Origin of the sequence: Amycolatopsis sp. lyj-346 (assembly GCF_046548975.1) — a bacterium.
GTDB lineage: Bacteria > Actinomycetota > Actinomycetes > Mycobacteriales > Pseudonocardiaceae > Amycolatopsis.
In genome coordinates this window covers 107,691-132,580 of the sequence record NZ_JAJPWT010000012.1, presented here as the reverse complement: position 1 = coordinate 132,580, position 24,890 = coordinate 107,691, and the positions used below count along the sequence as shown (strand labels likewise).

The 24,890-nt window shown below is 70.7% G+C and carries 24 protein-coding genes; 12 read left to right on the top strand and 12 right to left on the bottom strand.

Annotated elements, in window-relative coordinates; translation table 11 throughout:
- Positions 1–71: 71 nt before the first annotated feature.
- Both eda and edd read right to left on the bottom strand, forming a co-directional pair.
- On the bottom strand, positions 72–686 hold the full coding sequence (gene eda / locus ACLJQE_RS30575; RefSeq protein WP_410642976.1) for a bifunctional 4-hydroxy-2-oxoglutarate aldolase/2-dehydro-3-deoxy-phosphogluconate aldolase: 615 nt from the start codon (positions 684–686) through the stop codon (positions 72–74).
- The gene (edd, locus tag ACLJQE_RS30570; RefSeq protein ID WP_410642975.1) at positions 683–2,572 is read right to left on the bottom strand and encodes a phosphogluconate dehydratase; all 1,890 of its coding nucleotides are present in this window, start codon (positions 2,570–2,572) and stop codon (positions 683–685) included. The genes eda and edd overlap by 4 nt, the downstream gene beginning before the upstream one ends.
- A 235-nt stretch (positions 2,573–2,807) precedes the next feature.
- Here edd and ACLJQE_RS30565 point away from each other — a divergent pair, with 235 nt between their 5' ends.
- The 5 genes from ACLJQE_RS30565 (at position 2,808) to ACLJQE_RS30545 (ending at position 7,855) form a co-directional block, all read left to right on the top strand.
- On the top strand, positions 2,808–3,095 hold the full coding sequence (locus ACLJQE_RS30565) for a hypothetical protein (protein WP_003054488.1): 288 nt from the start codon (positions 2,808–2,810) through the stop codon (positions 3,093–3,095).
- Positions 3,092–3,916 (top strand): hypothetical protein, encoded by an 825-nt coding sequence (locus ACLJQE_RS30560; RefSeq protein WP_410642974.1) that lies wholly within the window; start codon positions 3,092–3,094, stop codon positions 3,914–3,916. Before ACLJQE_RS30565 ends, ACLJQE_RS30560 begins: the two co-directional genes overlap by 4 nt.
- Positions 3,917–3,977: 61 nt before the next feature.
- Complete coding sequence (locus ACLJQE_RS30555) at positions 3,978–5,894, top strand: fumarate reductase/succinate dehydrogenase flavoprotein subunit (RefSeq protein ID WP_410642973.1); 1,917 nt, start codon at positions 3,978–3,980, stop codon at positions 5,892–5,894.
- Positions 5,891–6,643, top strand: a complete 753-nt coding sequence (locus tag ACLJQE_RS30550; protein ID WP_360184347.1) for a succinate dehydrogenase/fumarate reductase iron-sulfur subunit — start codon at positions 5,891–5,893, stop codon at positions 6,641–6,643. The genes ACLJQE_RS30555 and ACLJQE_RS30550 overlap by 4 nt, the downstream gene beginning before the upstream one ends.
- A gap of 90 nt (positions 6,644–6,733) precedes the next feature.
- Positions 6,734–7,855, top strand: coding sequence for an amidohydrolase family protein (locus ACLJQE_RS30545; RefSeq protein WP_410642972.1), 1,122 nt, complete (start codon positions 6,734–6,736; stop codon positions 7,853–7,855).
- Here the strand turns inward: ACLJQE_RS30545 and ACLJQE_RS30540 are convergent.
- From ACLJQE_RS30540 to ACLJQE_RS30510, 7 genes are all read right to left on the bottom strand, one after another.
- Complete coding sequence (locus tag ACLJQE_RS30540) at positions 7,849–8,037, bottom strand: DUF397 domain-containing protein (RefSeq protein WP_410642971.1); 189 nt, start codon at positions 8,035–8,037, stop codon at positions 7,849–7,851. The two genes, ACLJQE_RS30545 and ACLJQE_RS30540, sit on opposite strands and share 7 nt — an antisense overlap.
- 3 nt (positions 8,038–8,040) lie before the next feature.
- Positions 8,041–8,892: a helix-turn-helix domain-containing protein gene (locus ACLJQE_RS30535; protein WP_410642969.1), complete on the bottom strand. Its 852-nt coding sequence runs from the start codon at positions 8,890–8,892 to the stop codon at positions 8,041–8,043.
- A 367-nt stretch (positions 8,893–9,259) separates the two neighbouring features.
- Positions 9,260–9,997, bottom strand: a complete 738-nt coding sequence (locus ACLJQE_RS30530) for an SDR family NAD(P)-dependent oxidoreductase (protein WP_410642967.1) — start codon at positions 9,995–9,997, stop codon at positions 9,260–9,262.
- A 73-nt stretch (positions 9,998–10,070) separates the two neighbouring features.
- Positions 10,071–10,931 (bottom strand): amino acid ABC transporter permease, encoded by an 861-nt coding sequence (locus ACLJQE_RS30525; protein WP_410642966.1) that lies wholly within the window; start codon positions 10,929–10,931, stop codon positions 10,071–10,073.
- A 73-nt stretch (positions 10,932–11,004) separates the two neighbouring features.
- Positions 11,005–11,652, bottom strand: a complete 648-nt coding sequence (locus ACLJQE_RS30520; protein WP_410642964.1) for an amino acid ABC transporter permease — start codon at positions 11,650–11,652, stop codon at positions 11,005–11,007.
- Positions 11,653–11,738: 86 nt separating this feature from the next.
- A complete protein-coding gene (locus tag ACLJQE_RS30515) occupies positions 11,739–12,665 on the bottom strand; it encodes a glutamate ABC transporter substrate-binding protein (RefSeq protein WP_410642963.1) in 927 nt (308 codons plus the stop codon).
- A 55-nt stretch (positions 12,666–12,720) separates the two neighbouring features.
- The gene (locus ACLJQE_RS30510) at positions 12,721–13,449 is read right to left on the bottom strand and encodes an amino acid ABC transporter ATP-binding protein (RefSeq protein WP_410643146.1); all 729 of its coding nucleotides are present in this window, start codon (positions 13,447–13,449) and stop codon (positions 12,721–12,723) included.
- A gap of 281 nt (positions 13,450–13,730) precedes the next feature.
- Between ACLJQE_RS30510 and ACLJQE_RS30505 the strand changes: the two genes are divergently transcribed.
- Positions 13,731–14,405, top strand: coding sequence for a response regulator transcription factor (locus ACLJQE_RS30505; protein ID WP_410642961.1), 675 nt, complete (start codon positions 13,731–13,733; stop codon positions 14,403–14,405).
- A 3-nt stretch (positions 14,406–14,408) separates the two neighbouring features.
- Positions 14,409–15,806, top strand: coding sequence for a sensor histidine kinase (locus ACLJQE_RS30500; RefSeq protein ID WP_410642959.1), 1,398 nt, complete (start codon positions 14,409–14,411; stop codon positions 15,804–15,806).
- On the opposite strand, the gene ACLJQE_RS30495 is transcribed toward ACLJQE_RS30500, so the two are convergent.
- Together ACLJQE_RS30495 and ACLJQE_RS30490 are read right to left on the bottom strand one after the other, a co-directional pair.
- Positions 15,803–16,729 (bottom strand): TAXI family TRAP transporter solute-binding subunit, encoded by a 927-nt coding sequence (locus tag ACLJQE_RS30495; RefSeq protein ID WP_410642958.1) that lies wholly within the window; start codon positions 16,727–16,729, stop codon positions 15,803–15,805. The genes ACLJQE_RS30500 and ACLJQE_RS30495 overlap by 4 nt on opposite strands.
- Before the next feature lie 38 nt (positions 16,730–16,767).
- Positions 16,768–17,676 (bottom strand): 2-dehydropantoate 2-reductase, encoded by a 909-nt coding sequence (locus ACLJQE_RS30490; RefSeq protein WP_410642956.1) that lies wholly within the window; start codon positions 17,674–17,676, stop codon positions 16,768–16,770.
- Between the two features lie 47 nt (positions 17,677–17,723).
- Here ACLJQE_RS30490 and ACLJQE_RS30485 point away from each other — a divergent pair, with 47 nt between their 5' ends.
- Complete coding sequence (locus tag ACLJQE_RS30485; protein WP_410642954.1) at positions 17,724–18,287, top strand: CGNR zinc finger domain-containing protein; 564 nt, start codon at positions 17,724–17,726, stop codon at positions 18,285–18,287.
- Here the strand turns inward: ACLJQE_RS30485 and ACLJQE_RS30480 are convergent.
- Positions 18,266–20,227, bottom strand: a complete 1,962-nt coding sequence (locus ACLJQE_RS30480; protein WP_410642952.1) for a hypothetical protein — start codon at positions 20,225–20,227, stop codon at positions 18,266–18,268. The genes ACLJQE_RS30485 and ACLJQE_RS30480 overlap by 22 nt on opposite strands.
- A 219-nt stretch (positions 20,228–20,446) precedes the next feature.
- Here ACLJQE_RS30480 and ACLJQE_RS30475 point away from each other — a divergent pair, with 219 nt between their 5' ends.
- From ACLJQE_RS30475 to ACLJQE_RS30460, 4 genes are all read left to right on the top strand, one after another.
- On the top strand, positions 20,447–21,556 hold the full coding sequence (locus ACLJQE_RS30475; RefSeq protein ID WP_410642950.1) for an ROK family protein: 1,110 nt from the start codon (positions 20,447–20,449) through the stop codon (positions 21,554–21,556).
- 166 nt (positions 21,557–21,722) lie between these two features.
- A complete protein-coding gene (locus tag ACLJQE_RS30470; RefSeq protein WP_410642949.1) occupies positions 21,723–22,679 on the top strand; it encodes a carbohydrate ABC transporter permease in 957 nt (318 codons plus the stop codon).
- A gap of 10 nt (positions 22,680–22,689) precedes the next feature.
- Positions 22,690–23,538: a carbohydrate ABC transporter permease gene (locus ACLJQE_RS30465; RefSeq protein WP_410642948.1), complete on the top strand. Its 849-nt coding sequence runs from the start codon at positions 22,690–22,692 to the stop codon at positions 23,536–23,538.
- Positions 23,539–23,573: 35 nt separating this feature from the next.
- Positions 23,574–24,887, top strand: a complete 1,314-nt coding sequence (locus tag ACLJQE_RS30460) for an extracellular solute-binding protein (protein ID WP_410642947.1) — start codon at positions 23,574–23,576, stop codon at positions 24,885–24,887.
- The last annotated feature ends 3 nt before the right edge of the window (positions 24,888–24,890 follow it).

Here is a 24,890-nt window from a genome sequence, read left to right as displayed (position 1 = left end):
GAACGGTGCTCCCGGAATGCGGACACCCATGCCGCCGTTCGGGTGCGGCGACGACGCGCCAGTGATCTCCGCTACAGCGCGGCAGCCTCCGCCGCCAGCTTCTCGATCTTCGCGAAATCGCGGGTCGCGAGCGAGGACGTCAGCCAGGAGCCCCCGATGCAGCCGACGTTCGGCAGCGCCAGGTACGACGGCGCCGAAGCCACCGTGATCCCGCCGGTGGGACAGAAGCGCAAGGAAGGCAGCGGCCCCGCGATCGACTTCAGGTACGCGACCCCGCCCGAGGCCTCCGCCGGGAAGAACTTCAACGCCGACAGCCCGCGTTCGGCCAGCCGCATCGCCTCGGACACCGTGCTCGCGCCGGGCAGGAACGGCAGCCCGGAGTCGAAGCACGCGTCGACGACGGCGTCCGTGCAGCCCGGTGTCACGAGGAACTTCGCGCCCGCGTCGGCCGCCTGCTTCGCCTGGTCCGGTGAGGTGACGGTGCCGGCGCCGAGGACGATGTCCGGCACCTCCGCGGCGACGCGCTCGATCGCCGACAACGCCGCCGGGGTGCGCAGGGTCAGCTCGATGACCCCGATCCCGCCGGCGAGCAGGGCCCGGGCCGTGGGCACCGCGTCGTCGGCGTCGTCGATCACCACGACGGGCATCACGGGGGACAGCTCGAGCAGGTCCTGACCGGTGGTCACTGACCGACCTCCTGGGTTTCCAAAGCGGGCATTCCGAAGTGCTCCGGAGTCAAACCGCCGAACACGGATGCGCCCTGGTCGGCGGGGCCGACGGCACGGCGCAACGCGGCGAACAGCTCCCGGCCGGTGCCGGTCCAGGATGCTTCGGACGGCGGCGAGTCCACAAGCGCACGGCGGGCGAGTTCTTCGTCACCGACGAGCACGTCGAGGCTGCCCGTGGACGCGTCCAGCCGGATGACGTCGCCGTCGGCGATGCGGGCGATCGGGCCGCCCGCCGCGGCTTCCGGCGTCACCTGGATCGCGGCCGGGATCTTGCCCGACGCGCCCGACATCCGGCCGTCGGTGAGCAACGCCACGGCGTGCCCGCGGTCCATCAGCACCCCCAGCGCCGGGGTCAGGCCGTGCAGTTCCGGCATGCCGTTGGCCCGCGGGCCCTGCTGCCGGATCACCACGACGACGTCGCGGTCGAGCTCGCCGGCCTCGAACGCGGCCGTGAAGCCCTCCTGCGTGGTGAACACCCGCGCCGGCGCCTGGACGACGCGGTGCCCGGGCGCCACCGCGGACACCTTGACCACCGCGCGGCCGAGGTTGCCCTCGACCATCCGCAGCCCGCCGTCCGCGGCGAACGGCCGCCACGCCGGGCGCAGCACCTCCTCGTCGAGGCTGTGGGTGGGCACGTCCCGCCAGACCAGCTCGCCGTCGGACAGGATCGGCTCGGCGCGGTAGCGGTGCAGCCCGAACCCGGCGACCGTGTGCACGTCCTCGTGCAGCAGGCCCGCGTCGAGCAGCGTGCCGACCAGGAACTGGATGCCGCCGGCGGCGTGGAAGTGGTTGATGTCGGCGCTGCCGTTCGGGTAGACGCGCGCCAGCAGCGGCACGACGGCCGACAGGTCGGAGAAGTCGTCCCAGGTCAGCTGGATGCCGGCGGCCGCGGCGATCGCGACCAGGTGCATCGTGTGGTTGGTCGACCCGCCGGTGGCCAGCAGCGCGATGACGCCGTTGACGAACGCCTTTTCGTCGAGGATCCGCGAGACCGGCGCGTACTCCTCGCCGCGGGAAATCGCCACGACTCGCCGCCCGGCCTCTTCGGTCAACGCGCGGCGCAACGAAGAACCCGGCTGGACGAAGCTGGCGCCGGGCAGGTGCAGGCCCATCACCTCGACGACCATCTGGTTGGAGTTGGCCGTGCCGTAGAAGGTGCAGGTGCCGGCCGAGTGGTACGACGCCGCTTCGGCGTCGAGGAGTTCTTCGCGGGTCGCGAGCCCTTCGGCGTACAGCTGCCGGACGCGGGCCTTCTCCTTGTTCGGCAGCCCGGAGTTCATCGGCCCCGCGGGAACCAGCACGGCCGGGAGGTGGCCGAACGACAGCGCGCCGATCAGCAGGCCGGGCACGATCTTGTCGCACACGCCGAGCAGGAGCGCGGCGTCGAACATGTCGTGCGACAGCGCGATCGCCGTCGACATCGCGATGACCTCGCGGCTGAACAGCGACAGCTCCATGCCCGCCCGGCCCTGGGTGATGCCGTCGCACATCGCGGGCACGCCGCCGGCGAACTGGGCGACACCCCCGGCGGAGCGCACGGACTTCTTCAGCCACGCCGGGTACTCCTGCATCGGCTGGTGCGCCGAAAGCATGTCGTTGTACGACGACACGATCGCGACGCCGGGGGCGCGCGCGGCCCGCAGCGCTTCCTTGTCGACGCCGTCCATCGCGGCGAAACCGTGGGCGAGGTTGCTGCACGCGAGCCCACGGCGGACCGGGCCGTCGGCGTGCGCGGCGGCCATGCGGTCGAGGTAGGCCGTGCGGGTCGCGGCACTGCGCGCGGCGATGCGGGCGGTGACCGCGGCGACGACCGGGTGCAACGATGAGGTGGGGACGGTGCTCATGTCCGGCTCCGGATCACTGGTGTGTGGTGGTCCGCGGGACGGCAGCGCTGGCGCCTCTGGGTCGTGACTCTGGCCACACTACCTCGGGAAAACGCCGAATCAAAATCGATTCAGAAGATCGACCCGCGTGACCCCGATCACCTCTGGAACCGTTAGTGTGCTAGTTGTCACACTGCACGACGCGTGGCAAAGCCGGAGCCCGGTTCCCTGCCAGCCCCACCACACGGGAGGCATGATGTCCACCTCCGAGATCGCCGAGCTGCGGCGAACCATCGGCCAGCTCCGGCAGTGCGTCGGCGCACTGCGCTCTCGCTACGGCGACGCCTCGGCGGTGCGCCGGCTCGCCAACGACGTCGAGCGCCTCGACATCGACACCGCGGACCTCGACGGCGTGCCCCTCGCGGTGCCGGCCCAGGCGAAGGCCGCGGAGCGCGTGCCCGTCCCCGACACCCCCTACGACCCGGCGTTGTGGCACGGCGCCGATGACGAAGGCGTCGGCGGCTACAAGCGCGACCAGCGGTGAGCGCACCCGCTGACCACGGCGTCGGCACCGGCGTCCGGGCCCCGAAGCGGGCCCGGATCGCCGAGCGCACCCTTCGCACGGACCGGTGGTGGCTCCAGCCGCTGCTGACCGTGCTCGGACTGTCGGCGTTCATCGTCTACGCGACGGTCCGGTCGTTCGTGCGCACCGCCTACTGGGTGCCCGACTACCACTACCTGACGCCGTTCTACTCGCCGTGCCTGTCCACTTCCTGCGTCGAGGGCTCGAGCCACTTCGGCCACTGGTTCGGCGACCTGCCCGGGTTCGTCCCGCTCGGCTTCGTCGTGCTGCCGTTCCTGCTCGGGTTCCGCCTGACCTGCTACTACTACCGCAAGGCGTACTACCGGTCGGTGTGGTTCTCCCCGCCTGCCTGCGCCGTCGCGGAACCGCACGCCAAGTACACCGGCGAGACGCGGCTGCCGCTGATCATCCAGAACGTCCACCGCTACTTCTTCTACGTCGCGCTGATCGTCTCGCTGGTCAACACCTACGACGCGATCACGGCGTTCCACGGCAAGACCGGCGGTTTCGGCTTCGGGCTGGGCAACATCGTCCTGCTCGGCAACGTGATCCTGCTCTGGGCCTACACGCTTTCCTGCCACTCGTGCCGGCACGTCACCGGGGGCAGGCTGAAGCACTTCTCCAAGCACCCGGTGCGCTACTGGATCTGGACGCAGGTCACGAAGCTCAACACCCGCCACATGACGCTGGCCTGGACGACGCTCGGCACGCTGGTGCTGACCGACTTCTACGTCATGCTCGTGGCCAGTGGCGCGATCTCGGACCTGAGGTTCGTGAACTAGCTCTTCTCCCGACAGTGCTTCCCAACTACAGACGTCCCCAGTTCCGAGGTGGAATCTCTTCATGACCGAGGTCGAACGGCACAGCTACGACGTGGTGGTGATCGGTGCCGGTGGCGCCGGTCTGCGCGCCGTGATCGAAGCCCGCGAACGCGGCTTCCGCGTCGCTGTCGTGTGCAAGTCCCTGTTCGGCAAGGCGCACACGGTGATGGCCGAGGGCGGGTGCGCCGCCTCGATGGGCAACGCGAACTCGAACGACAACTGGCAGGTCCACTTCCGCGACACCATGCGCGGCGGGAAGTTCCTCAACAACTGGCGGATGGCCGAACTGCACGCCAAGGAGGCGCCGGACCGCGTCTGGGAGCTCGAGACGTACGGCGCGTTGTTCGACCGGACCGCGGACGGCCGGATCAGCCAGCGCAACTTCGGCGGGCACACCTATCCGCGGCTGGCGCACGTCGGCGACCGCACCGGCCTCGAGCTCATCCGCACGATGCAGCAGAAGATCGTTTCGCTGCAGCAGGAGGACTTCGCCGAGACCGGGGACTACGAAGCGAAGATCAAGGTCTTCGCCGAGTGCACGGTCACCGAGCTGCTCACCACCGAGGGCCGCATCGCCGGCGCGTTCGGCTACTGGCGCGAGAGCGGGCGGTTCATCCTCTTCGAGGCGCCCGCGGTCGTGCTCGCCACCGGCGGCATCGGCAAGTCGTTCAAGGTGACGTCGAACTCGTGGGAGTACACCGGCGACGGTCACGCGCTGGCCCTGCGGGCGGGCGCGAAGCTGATCAACATGGAGTTCGTCCAGTTCCACCCGACCGGGATGGTCTGGCCGCCGAGCGTCAAGGGCATCCTCGTCACCGAGGGCGTGCGCGGCGACGGCGGGGTGCTGAAGAACTCCGACGGCAAGCGGTTCATGTTCGAGTACGTGCCCGAGGTGTTCAAGGGGCAGTACGCCGAAAGCGAAGAGGAAGCCGACCGCTGGTACGCCGACGCGGACAACAACCGGCGCACGCCGGACCTGCTGCCCCGCGACGAGGTGGCCCGCGCGATCAACTCCGAGGTCAAGGAGGGCCGCGGCTCCCCGCACGGCGGCGTCTTCCTCGACATCGCCAGCCGGCTGCCCGCCGAGGAGATCCGCAAGCGGCTGCCGTCGATGTACCACCAGTTCAAGGAGCTGGCGGACGTCGACATCACCGCCGAGCCGATGGAGGTCGGCCCGACCTGCCACTACGTCATGGGCGGCATCGAGGTCGACCCGGACACGGCCGCGGCGAGCGTGCCCGGCCTGTTCGCGGCAGGCGAGTGCTCGGGCGGCATGCACGGGTCCAACCGGCTCGGCGGCAACTCGCTGTCCGACCTGCTGGTGTTCGGCCGGCGGGCCGGGCTCGGCGCCGCCGAGTACGTGCAGGGCCTCAACGGCAGGCCCGCGGTCAAGGAGTCCGATGTGGACGCCGCGGCGAAGATGGCGCTCGCGCCGTTCGACCCGCCCGAGGGTGCCTCGGCCGAGAACCCGTACACCCTGCACACCGAGCTGCAGCAGTCGATGAACGACCTGGTCGGCATCATCCGCAAGGCGGAGGAGATGGCGCAGGCGCTGGCGAAGCTCGACGAGCTGCGGCAGCGGATCCTGCGCGTCACCGTCGAAGGACACCGGCAGTTCAACCCCGGCTGGCACCTCGCGATCGACCTGCGCAACATGCTGATGGTCAGCGAGTGCGTCGCGAAGGCCGCGCTGACGCGGACCGAAAGCCGCGGCGGGCACACGCGGGACGACTACCCGGGCATGGAAGCCGGCTGGCGCAACAAGCTCCTCGTGTGCTCGGCTTCCCCGGGCGACAACCCGGTGGTGCCGGACATCGACGTCGAGGTGAAGGAGCAGGTGCCGCTGCGGCAGGACCTGCTGGAGCTGTTCGAATTCGGCGAACTCGGGAAGTACTACACCGATGCGGAGCTCGAGACGCACCCCGGGAGCAAGGCATGACCTATAAAGCGAGTTTCCGGGTCTGGCGCGGCGACGACACCGGCGGCGAGCTGCAGGACTTCACGGTGGAGGTGAACGAGGGCGAAGTCGTCCTCGACATCATCCACCGGCTGCAGGCCACCCAGGCGTCGGACCTCGCGGTGCGCTGGAACTGCAAGGCGGGCAAGTGCGGCTCGTGTTCGGCGGAGATCAACGGCCGCCCGCGCCTGCTGTGCATGACGCGGATGTCGACGTTCACCGAGGACGAGGTCATCACGGTGACGCCGATGCGGACGTTCCCGGTGATCCGCGACCTCGTCACCGACGTGTCGTTCAACTACACGAAGGCACGCGAGATCCCGTCGTTCACCCCGCCGGCGGACCTCAAACCGGGCGAGTACCGGATGCAGCAGGTCGACGTCGAGCGCTCGCAGGAGTTCCGCAAGTGCATCGAGTGCTTCCTGTGCCAGAACACCTGCCACGTGGTGCGTGACCACGAGGAGAACAAGGAAGCCTTCGCCGGGCCGCGGTACCTGATGCGCATCGCCGAGCTGGAGATGCACCCGCTGGACGTCGCCGACCGCCGTGACGCGGCCCAGGACGAGCACGGCCTCGGCTACTGCAACATCACGAAGTGCTGTTCGGAGGTGTGCCCGGAGGGGATCCACATCACCGACAACGCGCTGATCCCGATGAAGGAGCGCGTCGCCGACCGCAAGTACGACCCGATCGTGTGGCTGGGCAACAAGCTCTTCCGCCGGGACAAGTAGGACTTTTCCCTCGACGCTCGCGAACTGCGCCTCATGCCGGTTCGCGAGCGTCTTTTTGCCGGCGTGGCAAGGTGGCGGCATGGAGATCGAGTGACGGTGCTCGCCGGGGCGCGGGTGTTCGATCCCGAAACCGGGGAGAGCACGCGCGCGGACGTGCGGCTGGACGGCGACCGGATCGCCGAGGTCGGCGCGGGCCTCGACGGCGACGAGCGGGTCGACTGCTCGGGCGGGCTGCTGATTCCCGGGCTCATCGACTGCCACGTGCACGTGGCCTTCCCACGGCCCGAGCCGTTGCCGCGCAGTGCGCGGATCCTCGAGGCCGTGCCGGTGCTGCGGGGACTGCTGGCGCGCGGGATCACCACCGTCCGGGACGCTTGGGGGGCCGATGCCGGGTTCAAGCACGCCCTGCGCGAAGGGTGGATCGCCGGGCCGGACCTGCTGATCAGCCTGCGTCAGCTGGGCCCGACCGGCGGGCTCGGCGACGGCTGGGAGCCGCCCGCGGGCGTCGTCGACCGCTTCGGTGACCCGTCGCTGCCCGATCCGCTGTTCGACGGGCCGGACGCGGCGCGCGCGGCCGTCCGCCGGATGGTGCGGGCGGGCGCCGACTGGATCAAGGTCGGTGCCAGCGGGGCGATGCGGGCGGTGCGCTCGGGTGCCGACGTCCGTCCGACCGACGACGAGCTCGCCGCGCTGGTCGACGAGGCCCGCCGCTGCGGCCGGGACGTCCTGGCCCACGCGCACACGTCCGCCGCCGTCGTCTCGGCCGCCCGCGCCGGGGCGCGCAGCATCGAGCACGGCACCTTCCTCGACGACTCCGCCGTGGCCGCGCTCGAAAACACCTGGTACGTGCCGACGCTTTCGCCGATCAGCGACAGCGAGTTCGCCGGAACGCACCGCCGTTCACTCCGGCTCGCGGCCGACGCGGGTGTCCGCATCGCCGCGGGCTCGGACCTCGCCCCGCGTCCCCATGTCGACTTGACGACCGAGCTGCGGCTGCTGGCCGCGGTGCTCGGCGAGGCGGCCGCGCTGAAGGCGGCCACCGTCGAGGCGGCCCGGTTGCTCCGCCTCGACGACGACCGCGGCCGCATCGAACCGGGGTTGCGTGCCGACCTGGTGCTGCTGGACGGCACGGATCTGGACGTGACCGACCTACCCGGGCGGACCCGGGCGGTCTGGCACGACGGGAAGCACGTTTCTGATCCGGCTCAGTAGCGCAGCGAGCTGAGCAACGCGCTCCAGGCGAGGTGGGGAACGGTCAGGTGCCCGGCGGCGGGCGCCTTCGAGTCACGGACCGCCGTGGCGCGGGACTCGAGTGCGACTTCGACGCAGGTGCTGTGTTCGGTGTCGGCATCGCTGTGACTGCTCTTGAACCACATCAGTTCGCGGTCTGCCATCGGTCACTCCTTCATGCGCTCGAACTCGTCCGCCAGCCGGATGAGCACCTCCCTCGATTGTCCCTCGGAAAGGGCGGCTTGTTCCAGCCTCGTGGCGAGGACGTAGAACGCCTCCACCGCGACCCGATCGTCGATGAACAGGCCCGCCGCGTAGGTTTCCTCGTAGACGACCGGCGGATGCTCGGGGAATTCCATGAGGGTGAACCGGCTGCCCACGAGGTGGTAGGGCAGCGCGGCTTCCGGCAGGATCCGGATGGTGCAGTGCGGCAGATTGGTCGACAGCACCAGGTACTGCAGCTGCTCGTGCATCAGCGCGGGATCGCGGACGATGGTCCGGAGGCTGCGTTCGTAGATGAAGTAGAGGCAGTGCGGCGGATTCGGCCGCTGCAGGAGCTGTTGCCGGTCGATGCGGGCCTGCACCAGGAGCTGGATGCGGTCCGCGGTGTAGCGGCCGGTCAGTTCGTGGAGTTCGCGGACGTAGTCTTCGGTCTGGAGCATGCCCGGGATGGCGGTGGGGCTGTGCGAAACGATCGTGTCGGCCAGGTTTTCCTGGATGATCAGCGACCTCATCGGGTCGACGAGCTTGTCGAAGTAGGGCCGCACCCAGTACAGGTCGCCGGGCGGCTTGGTCAGTTCGAGGAGCCGCGCGCGTTCGGCGGCCCTGGTCCCGCAGTGGGCGAGGTAGATGGCGGCGTCGATCGGCGAGATGCGGCGGCCGTTCTCCCAGGCCGACACCTTGGACGCCGACCAGTCCGCGCGGCGGGCCACCTCGCGCAGGGTCATCTGTTTCAGCTCGCGCTGGCTCTTCAGTTCGAAGGCCATTTCCCGCGTGCGCACCGTGCTCTTTTCGGTCATGCCACGGACGGTAGAGGGGACCTCCGACAAAACCGGGCAGGCCGCGCGCGGATTCACCGCAAGGAGGTCGCTGTTCTGCCTTTGTGACAACGGATCCGCTGGCGAAGCGCGGCGAAGCGGCTTCGGCGGCGAAGCGGCTTCGCGCTTCCTTTAACGATATATGGTGTCGGATCTAATGGGTCGGACGACCTGAGAAGAATGTGCCGGGCGACGGAATCCGTTCACGGATTCAGGGGGAAACGGTCGCCTGTTCTTCGGCTCCGCGGCGGCGGCGGAGGTGACGCCGCCGCGGAGCCGCCGCAACGTCCACAGAGGACGCAACCGCGTCGGCCATCGCCGCGGCCGGAAGTCCGCACCGGGCCGGGACCTAGCCCAGCGCGCGGCCGCCGTCGACCAGCAGGCGCTGGCCGGTGACGAACCCCGCCTCCTCCGAGGCGAAGAAGCTCACCGCCGCCGCCACGTCTTCGGGGGTCCCCAACCGGCCCGCCGGCACCTCGGCCAGGTAGGCCGCGCGCTCGGCGGGCGACACCTCCGCGTGCCGCTCCACCGGGATGAACCCCGGCGCCACGGTGTTGACCGTGATGCCGTCCGGTGCCAGCTCGCGCGCCCACGCCCGGACCAGGCCGACCTGGGCGCTCTTGGCCGTCGCGTACGCGGAACGGGCGGGTGGCGGGCGGTCCACGACCTCGGAGTCGACGTGCACGATGCGGCCGTGCCCGCGGGCGCGCATCCCCGGCAGGACCGCGTGGCCGAAGAGCACCGGCGACCGCACGAAGAAGTCCAGCTGGGCCAGGTGATCCGGCCAGTCCACCGCGGACAGCGGTGCCTCCGGCTGCGGGCCGGTGGCGTTGAGCACCAGCACCTCGATCGGGCCCAGCACCGCCGTGACCGCGTCGACCAGCTCGCCGACCTGGCGCCGGTCGGTCACGTCCGCGGCGAAGGCGGCCGCGCGGCCGCCTTCGCCGCGGATGGCCTCCGCGGCGGTCTTCAGGCCGTCGTCGTCGTGGCGGCCGTTGACCGCGACGGCGAACCCGTCGCGGGCCAGCCGGCGAGCGATCACCCGGCCGAGACCCCGGGAACTGCCGGTCACCAGTGCGACACCCATGCCGCCGACGCTAGGGGACGTCCTCGGACACGACAAGGCCCCCGGGACGTCCCGGGGGCCTCGGACGGGTGACTCAGGCCGAAGCGGCCACGAGGTCGTCGGTCGCGGAGGGCGGGGCCGCCACGACCTTCTTGTTGCGCCGGTTGCGCCGCTCCAGGTACGTCGCCAGCGCCGTCAGCAGCAGGCACATCACGACGTAGATGGCGGTCGCCACGATCGTCGACGGCACGATCGGCCGCCCGAACGAGCCCTGCGAACCGATGTAGCGCGCGTAGTACAGCAGCTCCTGGAACGTGATGATGAAGCCGAGCGCGGTGTCCTTCAGCAGCACGACCAGCTGGCTGATGATCGTCGGCAGCATCGCCCGGATCGCCTGCGGCAGCAGGACCAGGAACATCACCTGCGTCTTGCGCATGCCCAGGGCGTACGCGGCCTCGCTCTGGCCCTTCGGCAGCGACTGGATGCCCGCGCGGAAGACCTCCGCGAGCACCGAGCCGTTGTACAGCGTCAGGCCGAGCACCACGCCGAGGAACGGGCTCGTCGGCACGCCGACGGTCGGCAGGCCGAAGTAGAACAGGAACATCAGGATCAGCGCGGGGATGGCGCGGAAGAACTCCACGACGAACCCGGCGATCCGGCGGATCCACGCGTGGTCGGACAACCGCCCGGCCGCGAAGACCGCGCCGAAGATCAGGGCGAGCACCGCCGCGGCCGCGAACGCCTGGAGTGTCTGGAGCACCGCGTTGATCAGGTCGCGCTGCACCTGCGCGTACTGCAGCCACTCCCACTTGCGGGCGGTGAACTGGCCGCTGTCGTAGAAGCGCCACCCGATGTAGCCGACGAACGCGAGGACCGCGAGCGTGCCGACCACCGCGTACGTGCGGTACCGCAGCCGGGCCTTCGGACCCGGGACGTCGAAGAGGACGTTGCTCATGCGCACACCTCGCTGGCGCTCAGTGCGGCCTGAGCCGCAGGCGCAGTGTTGAATGATTCGCTCGCAAGCTCGCTCATCGGGCCACGCTCCAGCGCTTCTCCAGGCTGCGTTGGGCGAACGACAGCACGGCGACGAGGATGATGAAGCCGAGCGCGACCCACAGCAGGCCGATCAGCTGGTTCTCGCCGCGTTCGGACAGGTACGAGCGGATCGCGCCGGCCTCCGCGACGGAGAAACCGGCGGCGATGGTGGTGTTCTTCAGCAGCGCGATCAGGGTGCTGATCAGCGGCGGCACGACCGAGCGGAGCGCCTGCGGCAGCACGACCTGGCCGAGGATCTGGGCGAAGGTCAGCCCCAGCGCCCGGCCCGCCTCGGCCTGGCCGACCGGCACCGTGTTGATGCCCGAGCGCACGACCTCGCAGATGAACGCCGAGGTGTACACGGTCAGGGCGACGACCGCGGCCGGGAAGTAGTCCATCTTGACGATGTCCAGCAGCGGGTAGGCGAACACGAAGAACGCGAACACCAGCGTGAGCGGCGTGTTCCGGGCGATCGTCACGTACGTCGTGCCGACGGCGCGGAAGACGGGGACCGGACTCACCCGCAGCATGGCCAGGATCGTGCCCCAGACGAGGCTGCCCACGGCCGAGAGCAGGAACAGTTCGATCGTGGTGAGGAAGAACGGACCGAACAGGTCCAGGTTGTTGAGCAGGACGTCCATGGAGCCTTCCCCGCGTCCGTGGTCAGGTGGTGGATGGAGAAGGCCGGTGGACCGGGAAGCCCGATCCACCGGCCGTCACGCGAGCGTCAGTACTTTTCGAGGGTCGGCTTCTTGGCGGCCGAGCCCGACTTGCCGAGGGTCGCGTCGTAGATCTTCTGCCAGGTGCCGTCGTCCAGCGACTTCTGCAGGATCTCGTTGACCTTGTCGCGCAGGACCTTGTCGTCCTTGTTCAGGCCGATGCCGTACTTCTCCGTGGAGAACGTCTGGCCGATGACCTTCAGGTTGTCCGGGTCCTGGGACGCGAAGCCCTTGAGGATCGCGTCGTCGGTCGTGACCGCGTCGACGTCCTTCGACAGCAGCTTCTCGACGCACTGCGAGTACTTCTGGAACTCGACGATGTTGCCCGGCTCGGTCAGGTTCTCCGAGCGGACCTTCTGGATCGGGGTCGAGCCGGTGACCGAGCAGACCTTCTTGCCCTTGAGGGTGTCCTTGCCGGTGATCGAGCTGTCGTCCTTGCGCACCAGCAGGTCCTGGCCGGCGACGAAGTACGGGCCGGCGAAGGAGACCAGCGCCTTGCGCTTGTCGGTGATCGAGTAGGTGCCGACGTAGTAGTTCACGTCGCCGTTCGCGATCGTCTGCTCACGGGCACCGGAGTCGACCGTGCGGAAGGTGATCTTCTCCGGGTCGAAGCCGAGGCCGGCCGAGACGAGCTTCGCGATCTCGACGTCGAAGCCGCCGAACTTGCCGGTCGTCGGGTCCTTCTGGCCGAGGCCGGGCTGGTCGTCCTTGGCGCCGACGGTCAGCGCGCCCGCCGCCTTCATCTTGGCGAACACCGGGGAGCCGGCCAGGTCGACGCCGGTTGCGACCGGGTACGTCGGCAGCGCCGCGGCGTTCGTGCCGCTCTGCTCGCCCGAGCCCGGCGTGGTCGGCGTGCCTTCCTTGCCGCAGGCGGTCAGCGTGGTCAACGCCAGGCCACCGGCGAGCAGTCCCACCGCGAGGGTGCGGATCCTCATCTGAATCTCTCCTGTGTGTCGTCACCCGAGACGCGAACGGCGCCGCGGAACGTGTTCAGTGGGTCAGGATCTTGCCGAGGAAGTCCTTCGCGCGCTCGCTCTTCGGCGCGGTGAAGAACGATTCCGGCGTCGTGTCCTCGACGATCTCGCCGTCGGCCATGAAGATCACCCGATCGGCTGCCCGCCGGGCGAAGCCCATCTCGTGGGTGACGACGAGCATGGTCATGCCGTCCTTGGCCAGGCCCGTCATCACGTCGAGGACCTCCTGGACCATTTCCGGGTCCAGCGCCGAGGTCGGCTCGTCGAACAGCATGACCTTGGGCCGCATCGCCAGCGCCCGCGCGATGGCGACGCGCTGCTGCTGGCCACCCGAAAGCTGCGCCGGGTACTTGTCGGCCTGGTTGGCGATGCCGACGCGTTCGAGCAGCTCCATCGCCGTCTTGCGCGCCTCGGCCTGCGGGGTCTTGCGGACCTTCATCGGCGCGAGCATGACGTTCTCGACGATGGTCTTGTGCGCGAACAGGTTGAACGACTGGAACACCATGCCGACGTCGGCCCGCAGCGCGGCCAGTGCCTTGCCTTCCGCGGGCAGCGGGACGCCGTCGACGGCGATCTCACCCGAGTTGATCGGCTCCAGCCGGTTGATCGCCCGGCACAGGGTCGACTTGCCCGAGCCCGACGGGCCGAGCACCACGACGACCTGGCCGCGAGGCACCTCGAGCGTGATCTCCCTGAGCACGTGCAGGTCGCCGAAGTACTTGTTCACGGCGGACGCCTTGATCATCGGCGCCGCCACCTCCGCGGTCATCTGGCCTCCCGGGTCGTTCGTGCAATTCGGGCATGGGTCACCACGCGATGGGCGAGAACCTACCGTTGTCGTACCGGCTGGCAAGGCCGCTTGAGCAATACTTAGGGTTTCAACTGAGTATCGATGTCCATTTTGGCGGGTGTCCACCGCGAGGTCACGGCGAGTGACCGATCGAGTGGCCGGTGCGGGCGCCGCCCGGACGTCCTAGAGTTCGCGTCACCGGCCGGTGGAGCAGGTCACCATGGGAGGGCGGACGGGTGCGGGTGCTGCTGGTGGAGGACGACGACCGGGTCGCGGGTGCGCTCATCCCGGCGCTGACCCGCCGCGGCCTGGCGATCGCCCGGCTGGCCACCGGTGCCGGCGTGCTCGACCGGGTGCACGAGGTCGACCTGATCCTGCTCGACCTCGGCCTGCCCGACATCGACGGCGTCACGCTGTGTCGCCAGATCCGCGCGGTCAGCGACGTCGCGATCATCGTCGTCTCGGCGCGCGGCGAGGTCGACGACCGGATCCAGGGCCTGCGCGCGGGCGCCGACGACTACCTCGTCAAGCCCTACGACGTCGAGGAGCTGCTCGCCCGGGTCGAGGCCGTGCGCCGCCGCCGCGGGGAGCACCCCGCCGCCGAACCGGTGGTCATCCGGGTCGGGGACGTCACCGTCGACGTCGCCCGGCACGAGGTGCTGGTCGACGGCAGGACGGTCGCGTTGTCCCGCAAGGAGTTCCAGGTGCTGGCGCTGGTGGCGGGCGCGCGCGGCGCGGTCTGCTCGCGTGAACACGTGCTCACCGAGGTGTGGGGGCACCGCGGCCCGGCGGAGAGCCGTTCGCTGGACGTCCACGTCGCGACGCTGCGGACGAAACTGGGCCGCCCGGCCCTGATCGAAACCGTCCGCGGGGTCGGGTACCGGCTCGGCGGCCAGGTCGCCCGGAGCTGAGGGGTGCGCGTCCGGCTGCAGGGCATCGTGCTGACGCTGGTGGCGTTGCTCGTCTTCGGCCTGGGCATCCCGCTGGCCAGGAGCATCGCCGCCGGCGCGCAGCAGGACCTGTTCCTCGACCGGCTGACCGACACCGCCCGGTTCGCGTCGCTGGCGCAGCGGCCGCTGCTGGACAACAAGCCGGGGCTGATCGAGCCCGACCTGACCCGCTACAACGAGGTGTACGGCGTCCAGGCGGCGGTCGTCGACCAGGACGGCAAGCTGTTCGCCTCGTCGCTCGGGCCGTCCGCCGCGCGGATCGACCTCAAGGACGAACGGATCAGCGGGCCGGTTCACGAGGCGCTGGCCGGTCGCCGGTCCCAGCCCGCGGGGGTGCTGATGCCGTGGGATTCGACGCCGCTGGTGCTCGCCGAGCCGGTGCTCGCCGATGGCGAGGTGCACGGCGCGGTGCTCACCGTGTCCGACACCGGCGCCGAGCGCGCCGACGTGCTGTGGTGGTGGCTGCTGCTCGCCGCGGGCGGGATCCTCGCCTTCACCCTCGCGCTGGCCGTGGCGATCCCGGTGGTCCGCTGGATCCTGCGGCCGGTGCAGCGGCTCGACGACGCGACCGGCGAGCTGGTGACGTCGGTGGTCAGCGGCCGGGAGGCCGAGCCGGTGGGGGAGAGCGGTGGCCCGCCGGAGCTGCGGCAGCTCGGCCGGTCGTTCGACCGGATGGCGGCCAGCGTGTCGGGTGCGCTGGCGGCGCAGCGCGCGTTCGTCGCCGACGCGTCCCACCAGCTGCGCAACCCGCTGACGGCGCTGAAGATCCGGCTCGGCAACCTCGAAGGCCACGTCGACGACGAGGCGGCGGCCGCGGACCTGGAGGCGGCGCGCGTCGACGCCGGGCGGCTGCACCAGATCCTGGACGGGCTGCTGTCGATGGCCCGCGCCGAGGCCTCCGGCGGCGAGCTGGACCCGGTGGTGCTGGACGAGGTGGTGGCGGACCGGGTCGCGGACTGGTCGGTGGTCGGCAAGGCCCGGGACGTCCGGCTGGTCGTCGAGACGTCCGGCGACGGCGCGCGGGTGTGCATGCCCCCGCGCGGCGCCGAGACGATCTTGGACGCGCTGCTGGACAACGCGCTGAAGTTCACCGCGGCGGGCACGGAGATCCTGGTGGCGGTGACCCGGGAGGGTGATCGGGTGCGGTTGTCGGTGCGGGACCACGGGCCGGGGCTGCGGCCGGACGAGCTCGACCGGGCGCTGGACCGGTTCTGGCGGAGCCCGGCCCACCAGAACGTGCCGGGGTCGGGACTGGGACTGGCGATCGTGAGCGAGATCGTCGCCCATTCGGACGGGGAACTGGAACTGGAGCTGCCCGAGGGCGGCGGGCTGCGGATCTCGATGGTGTTTCCGGTCGCCTAGGTCTTTTGCGCCCGGTAGTACCGCAGCGCGCCCGGGTGGAGCGGGATCGGCTGGGTCTCGATGCCCGGGTGGACGTCGATCGACAGGGCCGCCGGGTTGGCGTTCGCCAGCTCGCGGCGGGCGTCGAACAGGCCGCGGACCAGGGCCTCCGCCACGTCCTCGGGCATCGACTCCGGGACCACCAGGAAGTTCGGCACCACCAGCGTCGTCACCGGGAGAAGCTCGTTGTACGTGCTCGCCGGGATCGTCGCGGTGCTGTAGACCGGGCTGCGTGCCTGCATCTTCGGCATCAGGTCGGCGATGTCGAGCAGGCGCAGCCGGCCGCGGTTTTCCGGTTCCAGCAGTTTCGGCGTGGGCAGCCCACCGGACCAGAAGAACGCGTCGACCTCGTGGTTGCGCAGCGCGGCGACGGATTCGTCGAGGCCGCGGGTGATCGTGCTGACCGAGTCCTGCAGCCCGGCCGCGATGAGCAGCCACTTGGCGATGTACTCGACGCCCGACTGCGGTGAGCCGATCGCGACCCGGTGGCCGCTCAGCTGGGACACCGACTTGATGTCGGAGTCGGCCCGGACGACGACGTGCAGGTAGTCGTCGTGGATCCGGGCGAGCGCGGTGAGCTCGGGGTGCGTCCGGTACTGGTCCACGGCGACATCGGCCGCGACGAAGGCGACGTCGGCCTCGCCGGCCAGGACCTTCACGACGTTGTCGGGCGAGCCCTGGGTCTGCAGCACCTGCGGCCGGTCGATGCCCAGATCAGCCTGCCAGGCGCCGGCGAGGGTCTGGGCGAGCTTGTAGTAGACGCCGCCGGAGTTGCCCGCGGCGATCCGCAGCTTGAGCGGGCCGAAATCGGCGGTGCAGGCGGTGAGCACCAGCAGGAGGGCGGCCGCGATCGCCAGTCCGCGCGTCCGCCTGCTGCTGGTCACGGGCCGATCGTGCCAGATTCCGGGCCCGGCGGGCAGCCTCACCGGTCCGCGCGCAGCCGCAGCACCGCGTAGAGGACGTCGTTGACGGGCGTCGGGATGCCGGTCTCGCGGCCCAGCCGCACCACGGAACCGGTCCAAGCGTCCAGTTCGGACGGCCGGCCGGCCGCGATGTCGCGCTGCAGCGACGTGGTGCCCTCGGCGGGCTGCCGGTCGACGAACGCCATCGTGCCGGCGACGACGCCGGCGGGCAGCTCGACGCCGGACGCGCGGGCCAGCCGTTCGATCTCCGCCATCGCCGCCTGCAGCGTCCGCCGGGTTTCGGGATGCCCGCGCAGCTCGCCGAACGGGGCGCCGGTGACCGCGCCCAGCCCGCCGACCGGCGCGATGAACAGGAACTTCGCCCACAGCTCGGCCCAGATGTCCGCCGGGGGCGTGGTGGGGATCCCGGCGGCGCCGAACGCGGCGCGGATCCGTGCGACCCGCTCGCTCGGCCGGTTGTCCCACTCCGCGAAGTCGAGCGAGCCCGGGCCGCCGACGTGCCGGATCGTGCCCGGCCCGGCGAGCGCGGCGATCACCTTCGCGACGCCGGGGAGGACCGCGGCTTCGCCCAGCGTCCTGGCGACCTGCGCGGGGGCGTCGACCCCGTTCTGCAGGGTGATCACGGCGGTGTCCGCGCCCATCGGGAGCGCGGCCACGGCGTCGTCGAGCTGCCAGGTCTTCACCGCCGGCAGGACGACGTCGGCGGGGCCGAGCTCCGCCGGGTCGCCGGTGGCGTGGACGCGCAGCGTCGTGGCTTCCCCGCCGGGGCCGAGCACGGTGAGGCCGCGCTCGCGCACCGCCGTCAGGTGCTCGCCGCGGGCCAGGAAGGAGACGTCGTGCCCGGCGGCGGCGAGCCGGGCCCCGAAGAACCCGCCCAGGCCGCCCACGCCGATGATCGTGAATTTCACCCGTCGCACGTTACCCCTTCAACCGGTAACGGGGTAGTCTGCCCAGCGTGGGAGACAAGCAGGGCTTCCGCTTCCACGGCGGGCGGACCTCGGTGAACTTCACGGCCACGGTCGGCATGCGGTGGCGTGACGGCGGCTTCGAGCGCCTGCCCGACCCCGCGGCGCTCGGCCGCTGGTTCACCGAAGCGGGCCTGACCCCGGCCGATCCGGCCTGCACGGCGGCCGGCCTGACGACGGCGCGCGAGCTGCGGGAAGCCGTCTACCGCTTGCTGCTGGGCCGGCTGTCGGGGGACGCCGCGGCGGCGGAGGACCTCGCGACGGTGAACCGCTGGGCGGCGCACCCACCGCCGGTCACCGCACTGCACGTCACCCCGGCGGGGCTGCGGGCGCAGGTGGTTTCGGTGACCGTGCCGTCCCTGCTGGCCCTGATCGCCGCGGACGCGGTCGCCGTGCTGGGCGGCGACGCCGCCGGCCGCTTGCGCGAATGCGCCGACCCCGAGTGCTCGTTGCTGTTCCTCGACACCTCACGGGCGGGCGCGCGCCGCTGGTGCTCGATGAGTGCGTGCGGCAGCCGGGACAAGATGCAGCGTTATCGATCCGCCGACCGGTAGCTCAGCCGCAGGATCGGGTCCCCGGCCGCGTCGCCCGCGGGATCGCCGACGACGACCGAGAAACCCGGCGCGTCGATGACCAGACCGTCGGCCGATGCACGCACCCCGACCGTGAACGGGACATCGCCCTGAGGGCCGTACCGGACCGCGAAGACCGACGAGCCCGGTGGCGACGATGGCAGCGGGCCCGCCAGGACGTGGTTCGTGTCCGTCACCCGGTGCCAGCCCGCGTCCGGGTTTCCGTAGCCGCGTGGGTCGTCGGCCAGGGAGAACGCCAGCTGCTCCTGGGTCAGCCCGATGGTCTCCGGGCTGTTGAAGCTCGTCCGGCCCGCCGGGGGGTTGACCACCCGCAGTGACGCCCCCGACGTGATCGCCAGGCTGCCCGCGTGGAGCGTGCCGTCCGTGGGCAGCACCGCGCCCGGCGTTCCCAGGTCGAACGGCGCTCCGCCCGGCGAGGCCACCGTGACGATCTTGCGTTGGCCGTCCGGTGATTCCTCGACGTACGGCAGCCCGGCGAGGAACTCGCACCCGGCCGCCGGGACCACCGCGAACAGCGTCATCCGCTGCTCCTCCGCCACGAACAGCTGCTGGACGCTGAGCATCACCTGCTCCCGGGTGACCACCGCTTTGGTGACCAGCCGAGCGGCGACGTCTCCGTCACGGGCGTCGCGGACGCGTAGCGGGCCGAGCGGGCGGGTGAGCAGCGTGCGCTCCAGGACCGGGCCGATGCCGTGCTGGCCCGCCAGCACCGGCTCGATCACCACGGCCCGGCCGGCGTCGATCAGGTACGGCGTGTGGTGGCCCGTCAGCGACACCGACGCGGCGCGGTGGCGCAGCGAATACGGCGTCGCGACCGGAAAGGCCGTCGTCCGGTGCCAGCGGCTGCCGTCCTGGTACAGCCAGACCGTCGTGAACGCGAAGTGCCCGCTCGGCGCGCCGGTCCGTGCCAACGGGTAGTAGGTGACGCGGCGGTCGGCCAGGTACCGGCCGAGGTCGGTGGCCAGGTGCGCGCCGAAGTAGCGGAGGCCGAGCAGGCCTTCGGCGCCGCAGTGCTGCTCGCTGTAGCGGGGGCCGCCGTAGTCGAAGCCGCGGGCCGACAGCCGGCAGTCGAGGTGGCGGGCGATCTCCGCACCGTCGTCGAGGAACAGCCGGTCGGCCGTGACCCGGTGGGCCTGGGCCAGGAAGGACAGCGAGATCGGCAGGTAGTTCTGGTCGTGGCCGGCGCCGTGCTCGGCCGGCAGCGCGAACCCGCGGTCGGTCACCCGGGACGGGCGGATCACGTCGGTGTAGAGCCGCATGGCCGCCGTCGTGACGTGTTTGCCTTCGCGGTCGCGGGAAACCCCGTCGAGGTGGCGGCCGAGCATCAGGCCCGCGACGACCGCGCCGAGGGCCTGGTTGCCCGTCTGCTGGGGGTTGAACATGCTCGCTTCGGTCAGCCACCGCCAGTACCCGAGCGCCAGCTCGGTCACCTCGGCGTACTGGTCGCCGGTGAGCAGGCCCTCGCCGAGCTCCAGCACGTCGACCGCGTGCAGCATCGCCCACACCGTGCTCGGCCAGTCGCCGAACGGGTGTTCGCCGTCTCCGGGCATGTACCGCGCGTACGGCAGGCCGCTGTCGCGGATGCGCAGGAACGGCTCGCCGGGGTTGTCGCGCCGGAACACCCGGTGCGTCAGGAAGAAGTCCAGGCCGCGGTGCACCGCGCCGGCGAGCGCCGGGTCGCCGGTGGCCCCGCGCCGCCAGGCGAGGCAGAGCAGGGAGAGCACGCCGAGGCCGAGGTCGCCGACGTCGTCGTCGGCCGCGGGGTCCTCGAAGTTGCCGTCGGGCTGCTGCGCGCGCAGCGCGTCGGCGGCCGCGGCGGCCAGGACGGCGTCGAGGTGGGCGGGATCGTCGGGCAGGTCGTGCGAGCTCGCGTGCTGGCTCGGCAGCAGGATCGGATCCATCCGCTTCGCAGCCTCCCTGCCGTCCTGGGCACCGGACCGGTCGACGTGGTCGAGGAAAGCGCTTTCCCGATTCGCTTGCCCGTGGTGGAGCGGAAAAACGATGATGCGGCTGGGACCCGCACTTGGTTAGGTAGTAAACAAACGAACCCGCACGTTGTCAACGGGCCGGATCGTGGTGGCGCGCATTCGACAGTTTCACTTCGGCGAAAGCAGGTGCAGATGGCGAAATCGGGCATCGGTGACCGGGCCGGCGAGGTCTTCGCCGCGCTGGCCGCCGCCGGTCAGGCTACCCGGCCGCAGCTCGCGGTGGCCTGCGGGCTGTCGAAGCCGACGGTCTCCCTCGTGGTGGCCGAACTGGAGGCCGCCGGTCTCGCCGAGCGCAGCGGCAGCTCGTCGGGGGCCACCGGACGCACCGCGGCGGTCTACCGGCTGGGCCCCCGGGCCGGCTACGTGCTGGCGGTGGACCGCGGCTCGACGCAGGTGGCGCTGCGGGCGACCACCCTCGGCGGGGAGCTGCTCGACGAAGACCAGACTTCGCGGCCCGCGTCCGCCGAGGGCATGGTGAAAGCCGTGCTGCGCCGCGGGAGCACGCGAGGTCCGCTTCGCGCCGTGGTGGTCGCAGTGTCCGATGTGGTCTCCCCGCCCGGTCGCGGCGAGCCGGCGACCATGGCGCGGATCTCCGGTGCCGTGGCCGCGCTCGGCCTGCCCGGCGGCGCGCCGGTGCACACGGAGAACAACGTCAACTGCGCGGCCGTCGCCGAGCTCGCCGAAGGGGCGGGCCGCGACCACGACAGCTTCGTGTTCCTGCAGGTCGGCGTGGCGATCGGCGCGGGTGTGGTGCTCGGGCGCCGGCTCGTGCGCGGGGCGAGCGGCGCGGCGGGGGAGGTCGCCCGCCTGGCCTACCCGTGGGCGGACGACCGGCCGCCGGTGCGCGACGCACTGGAAGCCCGGCTCGGTTCGCGGGCGCTGCTGCAGCGCGCCCGCGGACGCTGGGCGGGCCGCCCGGACCCGGCGCCGCGGACGGCCGCCGCGCTGTTCGCGCTGGCGGAGAAGGGGGACGCCGTCGCGCTCGAGATCGTCGCCGAACACGCCGAAACCGTGGGAAACCTGGCCGCGTCGATCTGCGCGGTCGTCGACCCCGGCCTGGTCGTGCTGGGGGGCGGGGTCGGGCGGAACAGGCTGCTCCTGCCGGGTGTCGTGGCCACCGTCGAGCGGCTGAGCTGGCCGTGCGACGTCGTGGTCAGCGAGCTGGGCGCCCGCGCGACCGTGCTCGGCGCCGCCCACCTGGCCAGGGAGAAGGGTATTCGCGCGGTGCTGGCCGAGGGGTGAGCGCCCCGCCGTTGACAGCGGTGGAGCGCCCTGCCTAGAGTGCCGAGAAAGCGCTTCCAGCTCCCTGGGACGGAACCACTGGAACCGCGTGCGTCGGAAGAAGTGCCACGGCAGCCGCCCGTTTCGGGAGCGCTGCCGGTCCACGCTGGAGTCCCGGGAGCAGCCGATGTCAGCCGAAGCCGCAACGCACCCCGTCGAAGCCGGGATCCCGGCGGCGGCGAAGACCGCGCCTGCCCGGCGTCGCCGGAAACGGCACAAGGACAACCTGGCGGCGTACCTCTTCCTGTCGCCGTGGTTCCTCGGGATCTTCGGGTTCGTCCTGCTGCCGATGGCGTACTCGCTGTACCTGTCGCTGACGAAGTTCGACCTGCTGAGCTCGCCGCAGTGGGTGGGGTTCGACAACTACCTGGCGATGTGGCAGGACGAGAAGTTCCTCCACTCGGTCAAGGTGACGCTCACCTACGTCGTCGCGTCGGTCCCGCTCAAGCTCGCCGCCGCGCTCGTCGTCGCCGCGGTGCTGAACCGGGGCCTGCGCGCGCTGGGCTTCTACCGCTCGGTGTTCTACCTGCCGTCGCTGCTCGGCGCGAGCGTCGCGGTGTCGGTGATGTGGCGGCAGATCTTTTCGCAGCAGGGCCTGCTCAACCAGGTCCTCGGCGTCTTCGGCGTCCGCGGCGCGAACTGGATCGGCGACCCGCGGTTCGCGCTGTGGACGCTGGTCCTGCTGTCGGGCTGGCAGTTCGGCACCCCGATGCTCATCTTCCTCGCCGGGCTCAAGCAGATCCCGAAGGAGCTTTACGAAGCGGCGGAGCTGGACGGCGCCGGCCGGATCCGGATGTTCTTCCGGATCACCGTGCCGATGCTGTCCCCGGTGATCTTCTTCAACCTGGTCCTGGAGACGATCAACGCGTTCCAGACGTTCACCCCGGCGTACGTCGTCAGCGGGGGACTGGGCGGGCCGATCGATTCGACCATGCTGTACACGCTTTACCTCTACCGCAAGGGGTTCTCGAGCCTGCAGATGGGCTACGCCTCGGCGATGGCGTGGGTCCTGTTCGTGGTGATCGGCCTCTTCACCGCGCTCTACTTCGCGTCTTCACGGCGCTGGGTCACCTACGCGGACTGAAAGGACCGAAATGGCCGTCAACATCAAGGCACCGGCGAAGACCCACTGGCGCGCGCACGGGGTGCTGCTCGCCGCGGTCGTCGTGATGATCTACCCGCTGGTGTGGCTGGTCGGGGCCTCGTTCAAGCCGGAGAACCAGATCTTCAGCTCGCTCGACCCCATCCCGTGGCACTTCACCATCGAGAACTACCTCGGCGGCTGGACGGCGACGGGGACGTCGTTCACCGTGTACCTCGCGAACTCCGCGACCATCGCGCTCTGCGTGGTGATCGGCAACATCGCGTCCTGCTCGCTCGCCGCCTACGCGTTCGCCCGGCTCGATTTCGCGTTCCGCAAGATCTGGTTCGGCCTGATGCTCGGAACGCTGATGCTGCCGTTCCAGGCCACGATGATCCCGCAGTACACGATCTTCTACAAGCTGAACTGGATCAACACGTTCCTGCCGCTGGTGGTCCCGCAGCTGCTCGCGTGCGACGCGTTCTTCATCTTCCTCATGGTGCAGTTCATCCGCGGCATTCCCCGGGAACTGGACGAAGCGGCGGCCATCGACGGCGCCGGGCACACCCGCGTTTTCTTCTCGGTGATCCTCCCGCTCCTGCGACCGGCCCTGCTCACCACCGGGGTCCTGACGTTCATCTGGACGTTCAACGACTTCCTCCGCCAGCTGGTCTACCTGTCCGACAAATCCCGGTACACCGTCCCGCTGGGCCTCAACTCCTTCATCGACCGGGCGAGCGGTTCCAGCTACGGCGGAATGCTCGCGATGTCGGTGGTCACCCTCGTGCCGACCGTCGCGGTGTTCCTGATCTGCCAGAAGCGGCTGGTCGACGGCGTGGCCAACACCGGCATCAAAGGCTGAGCAGTCCCCACCGCAGAACAGAAAGTGAGACCGCCATGGCACAGCACCTGTCCAGGAGGGGGTTCCTCGGGATCGCCGGGGCGGGAGCGGCTTCCGCCGCGCTCGCCGGCTGCGGTTTCGCGCCGCCCAGCAACAGCGGATCCGGCGGCGGGAACAACGCCCTGACCTTCCGCTGGTGGGGCGGCAACGCCCGCAACGACGCCTACCAGAAGGCGGTGAAGATCTTCACCGACAAGACCGGGATCGCCGTCACCACCCAGTACTCCGGCTACGACGGGTACTTCGACAAGCTGAACACCGAGTTCGCCGGCGGCAACCCGCCCGACCTCTTCCAGATGGACACCGCCTACGTCAGCACCTACGCCGGACGCAGCGTGCTCACCGACCTGGGCACGTACATCCCCGGCACGATCGGCCTGGACACCCTGTACGCGCCGGTGCGCACGGCGGGCGCGGTCAAGGGCAGGACCTACGGCGTCCCGTCCGGCTCGGGCAACGCCCCGGTGCTCTACGACAAGACGCTCTTCGACCAGCTCAAGATCACCGCCCCGACCAGCGACTGGACGTGGCAGGACTTCGGCACCATCGCCACCGAGGTCTCCAAGGCCTGGGGCCCGGACAAGTACGGCGCGCTGGACGCCTCGAAGGACGACTCGGGCGCGTTGCAGCCGTGGCTGCGCCAGCGCGGCAAGGACCTCTACACCCCCGACCAGACCCTCGGCTTCGGTCCCGAAGACCTGACCGAGTGGTTCACCTTCTGGGACGGCCTGCGCAAGGCCGGCGCGATCTGCCCGCCGACGCTGCTGAGCAACACCGACGCGGCCACCGGCAACCACCCGCTGATCACCGGGCAGATCGCGATGACCACCGGCTGGGGCCTCGCCCAGATGCAGCCGCTGACCCAGCACGAGCTGAAGCTGGTCGTCGTGCCGCGCGCGAACGGCAAGACGGGCCAGGCGCTGTCCGGCGGCGTGCTGCTGTGCATCCCGGTGAAGAGCAAGAACCCGGAGGGTGCGGCGAAGCTGATCAACTTCTTCCTCAACGACGACGACGCGATCAAGACGATGAAGCTGCAGCGCGGGCTGCCGCCGTCGGACAAGGCGAAGAACCTCCTCGCCCCGATGGCCAGCGCCCCGGAAAAGGCGGACATGGAGTTCGGCGAGTACGTGGCCGCGCAGGTCGCCAAGGACGCCCTGCCCACCGCGCCGACCGCGCCGCCGGGCTACGGCGACGTCAAGACCGCGCTCGACTCGGCGGCCAAGCAGATCGCGTTCGGCAAGATGTCGATCGCGGCCGGCGTGACCCAGTTCTTCAGCGACGCCAAGAACGCACTCGCCAACGCCAAGTAGGAG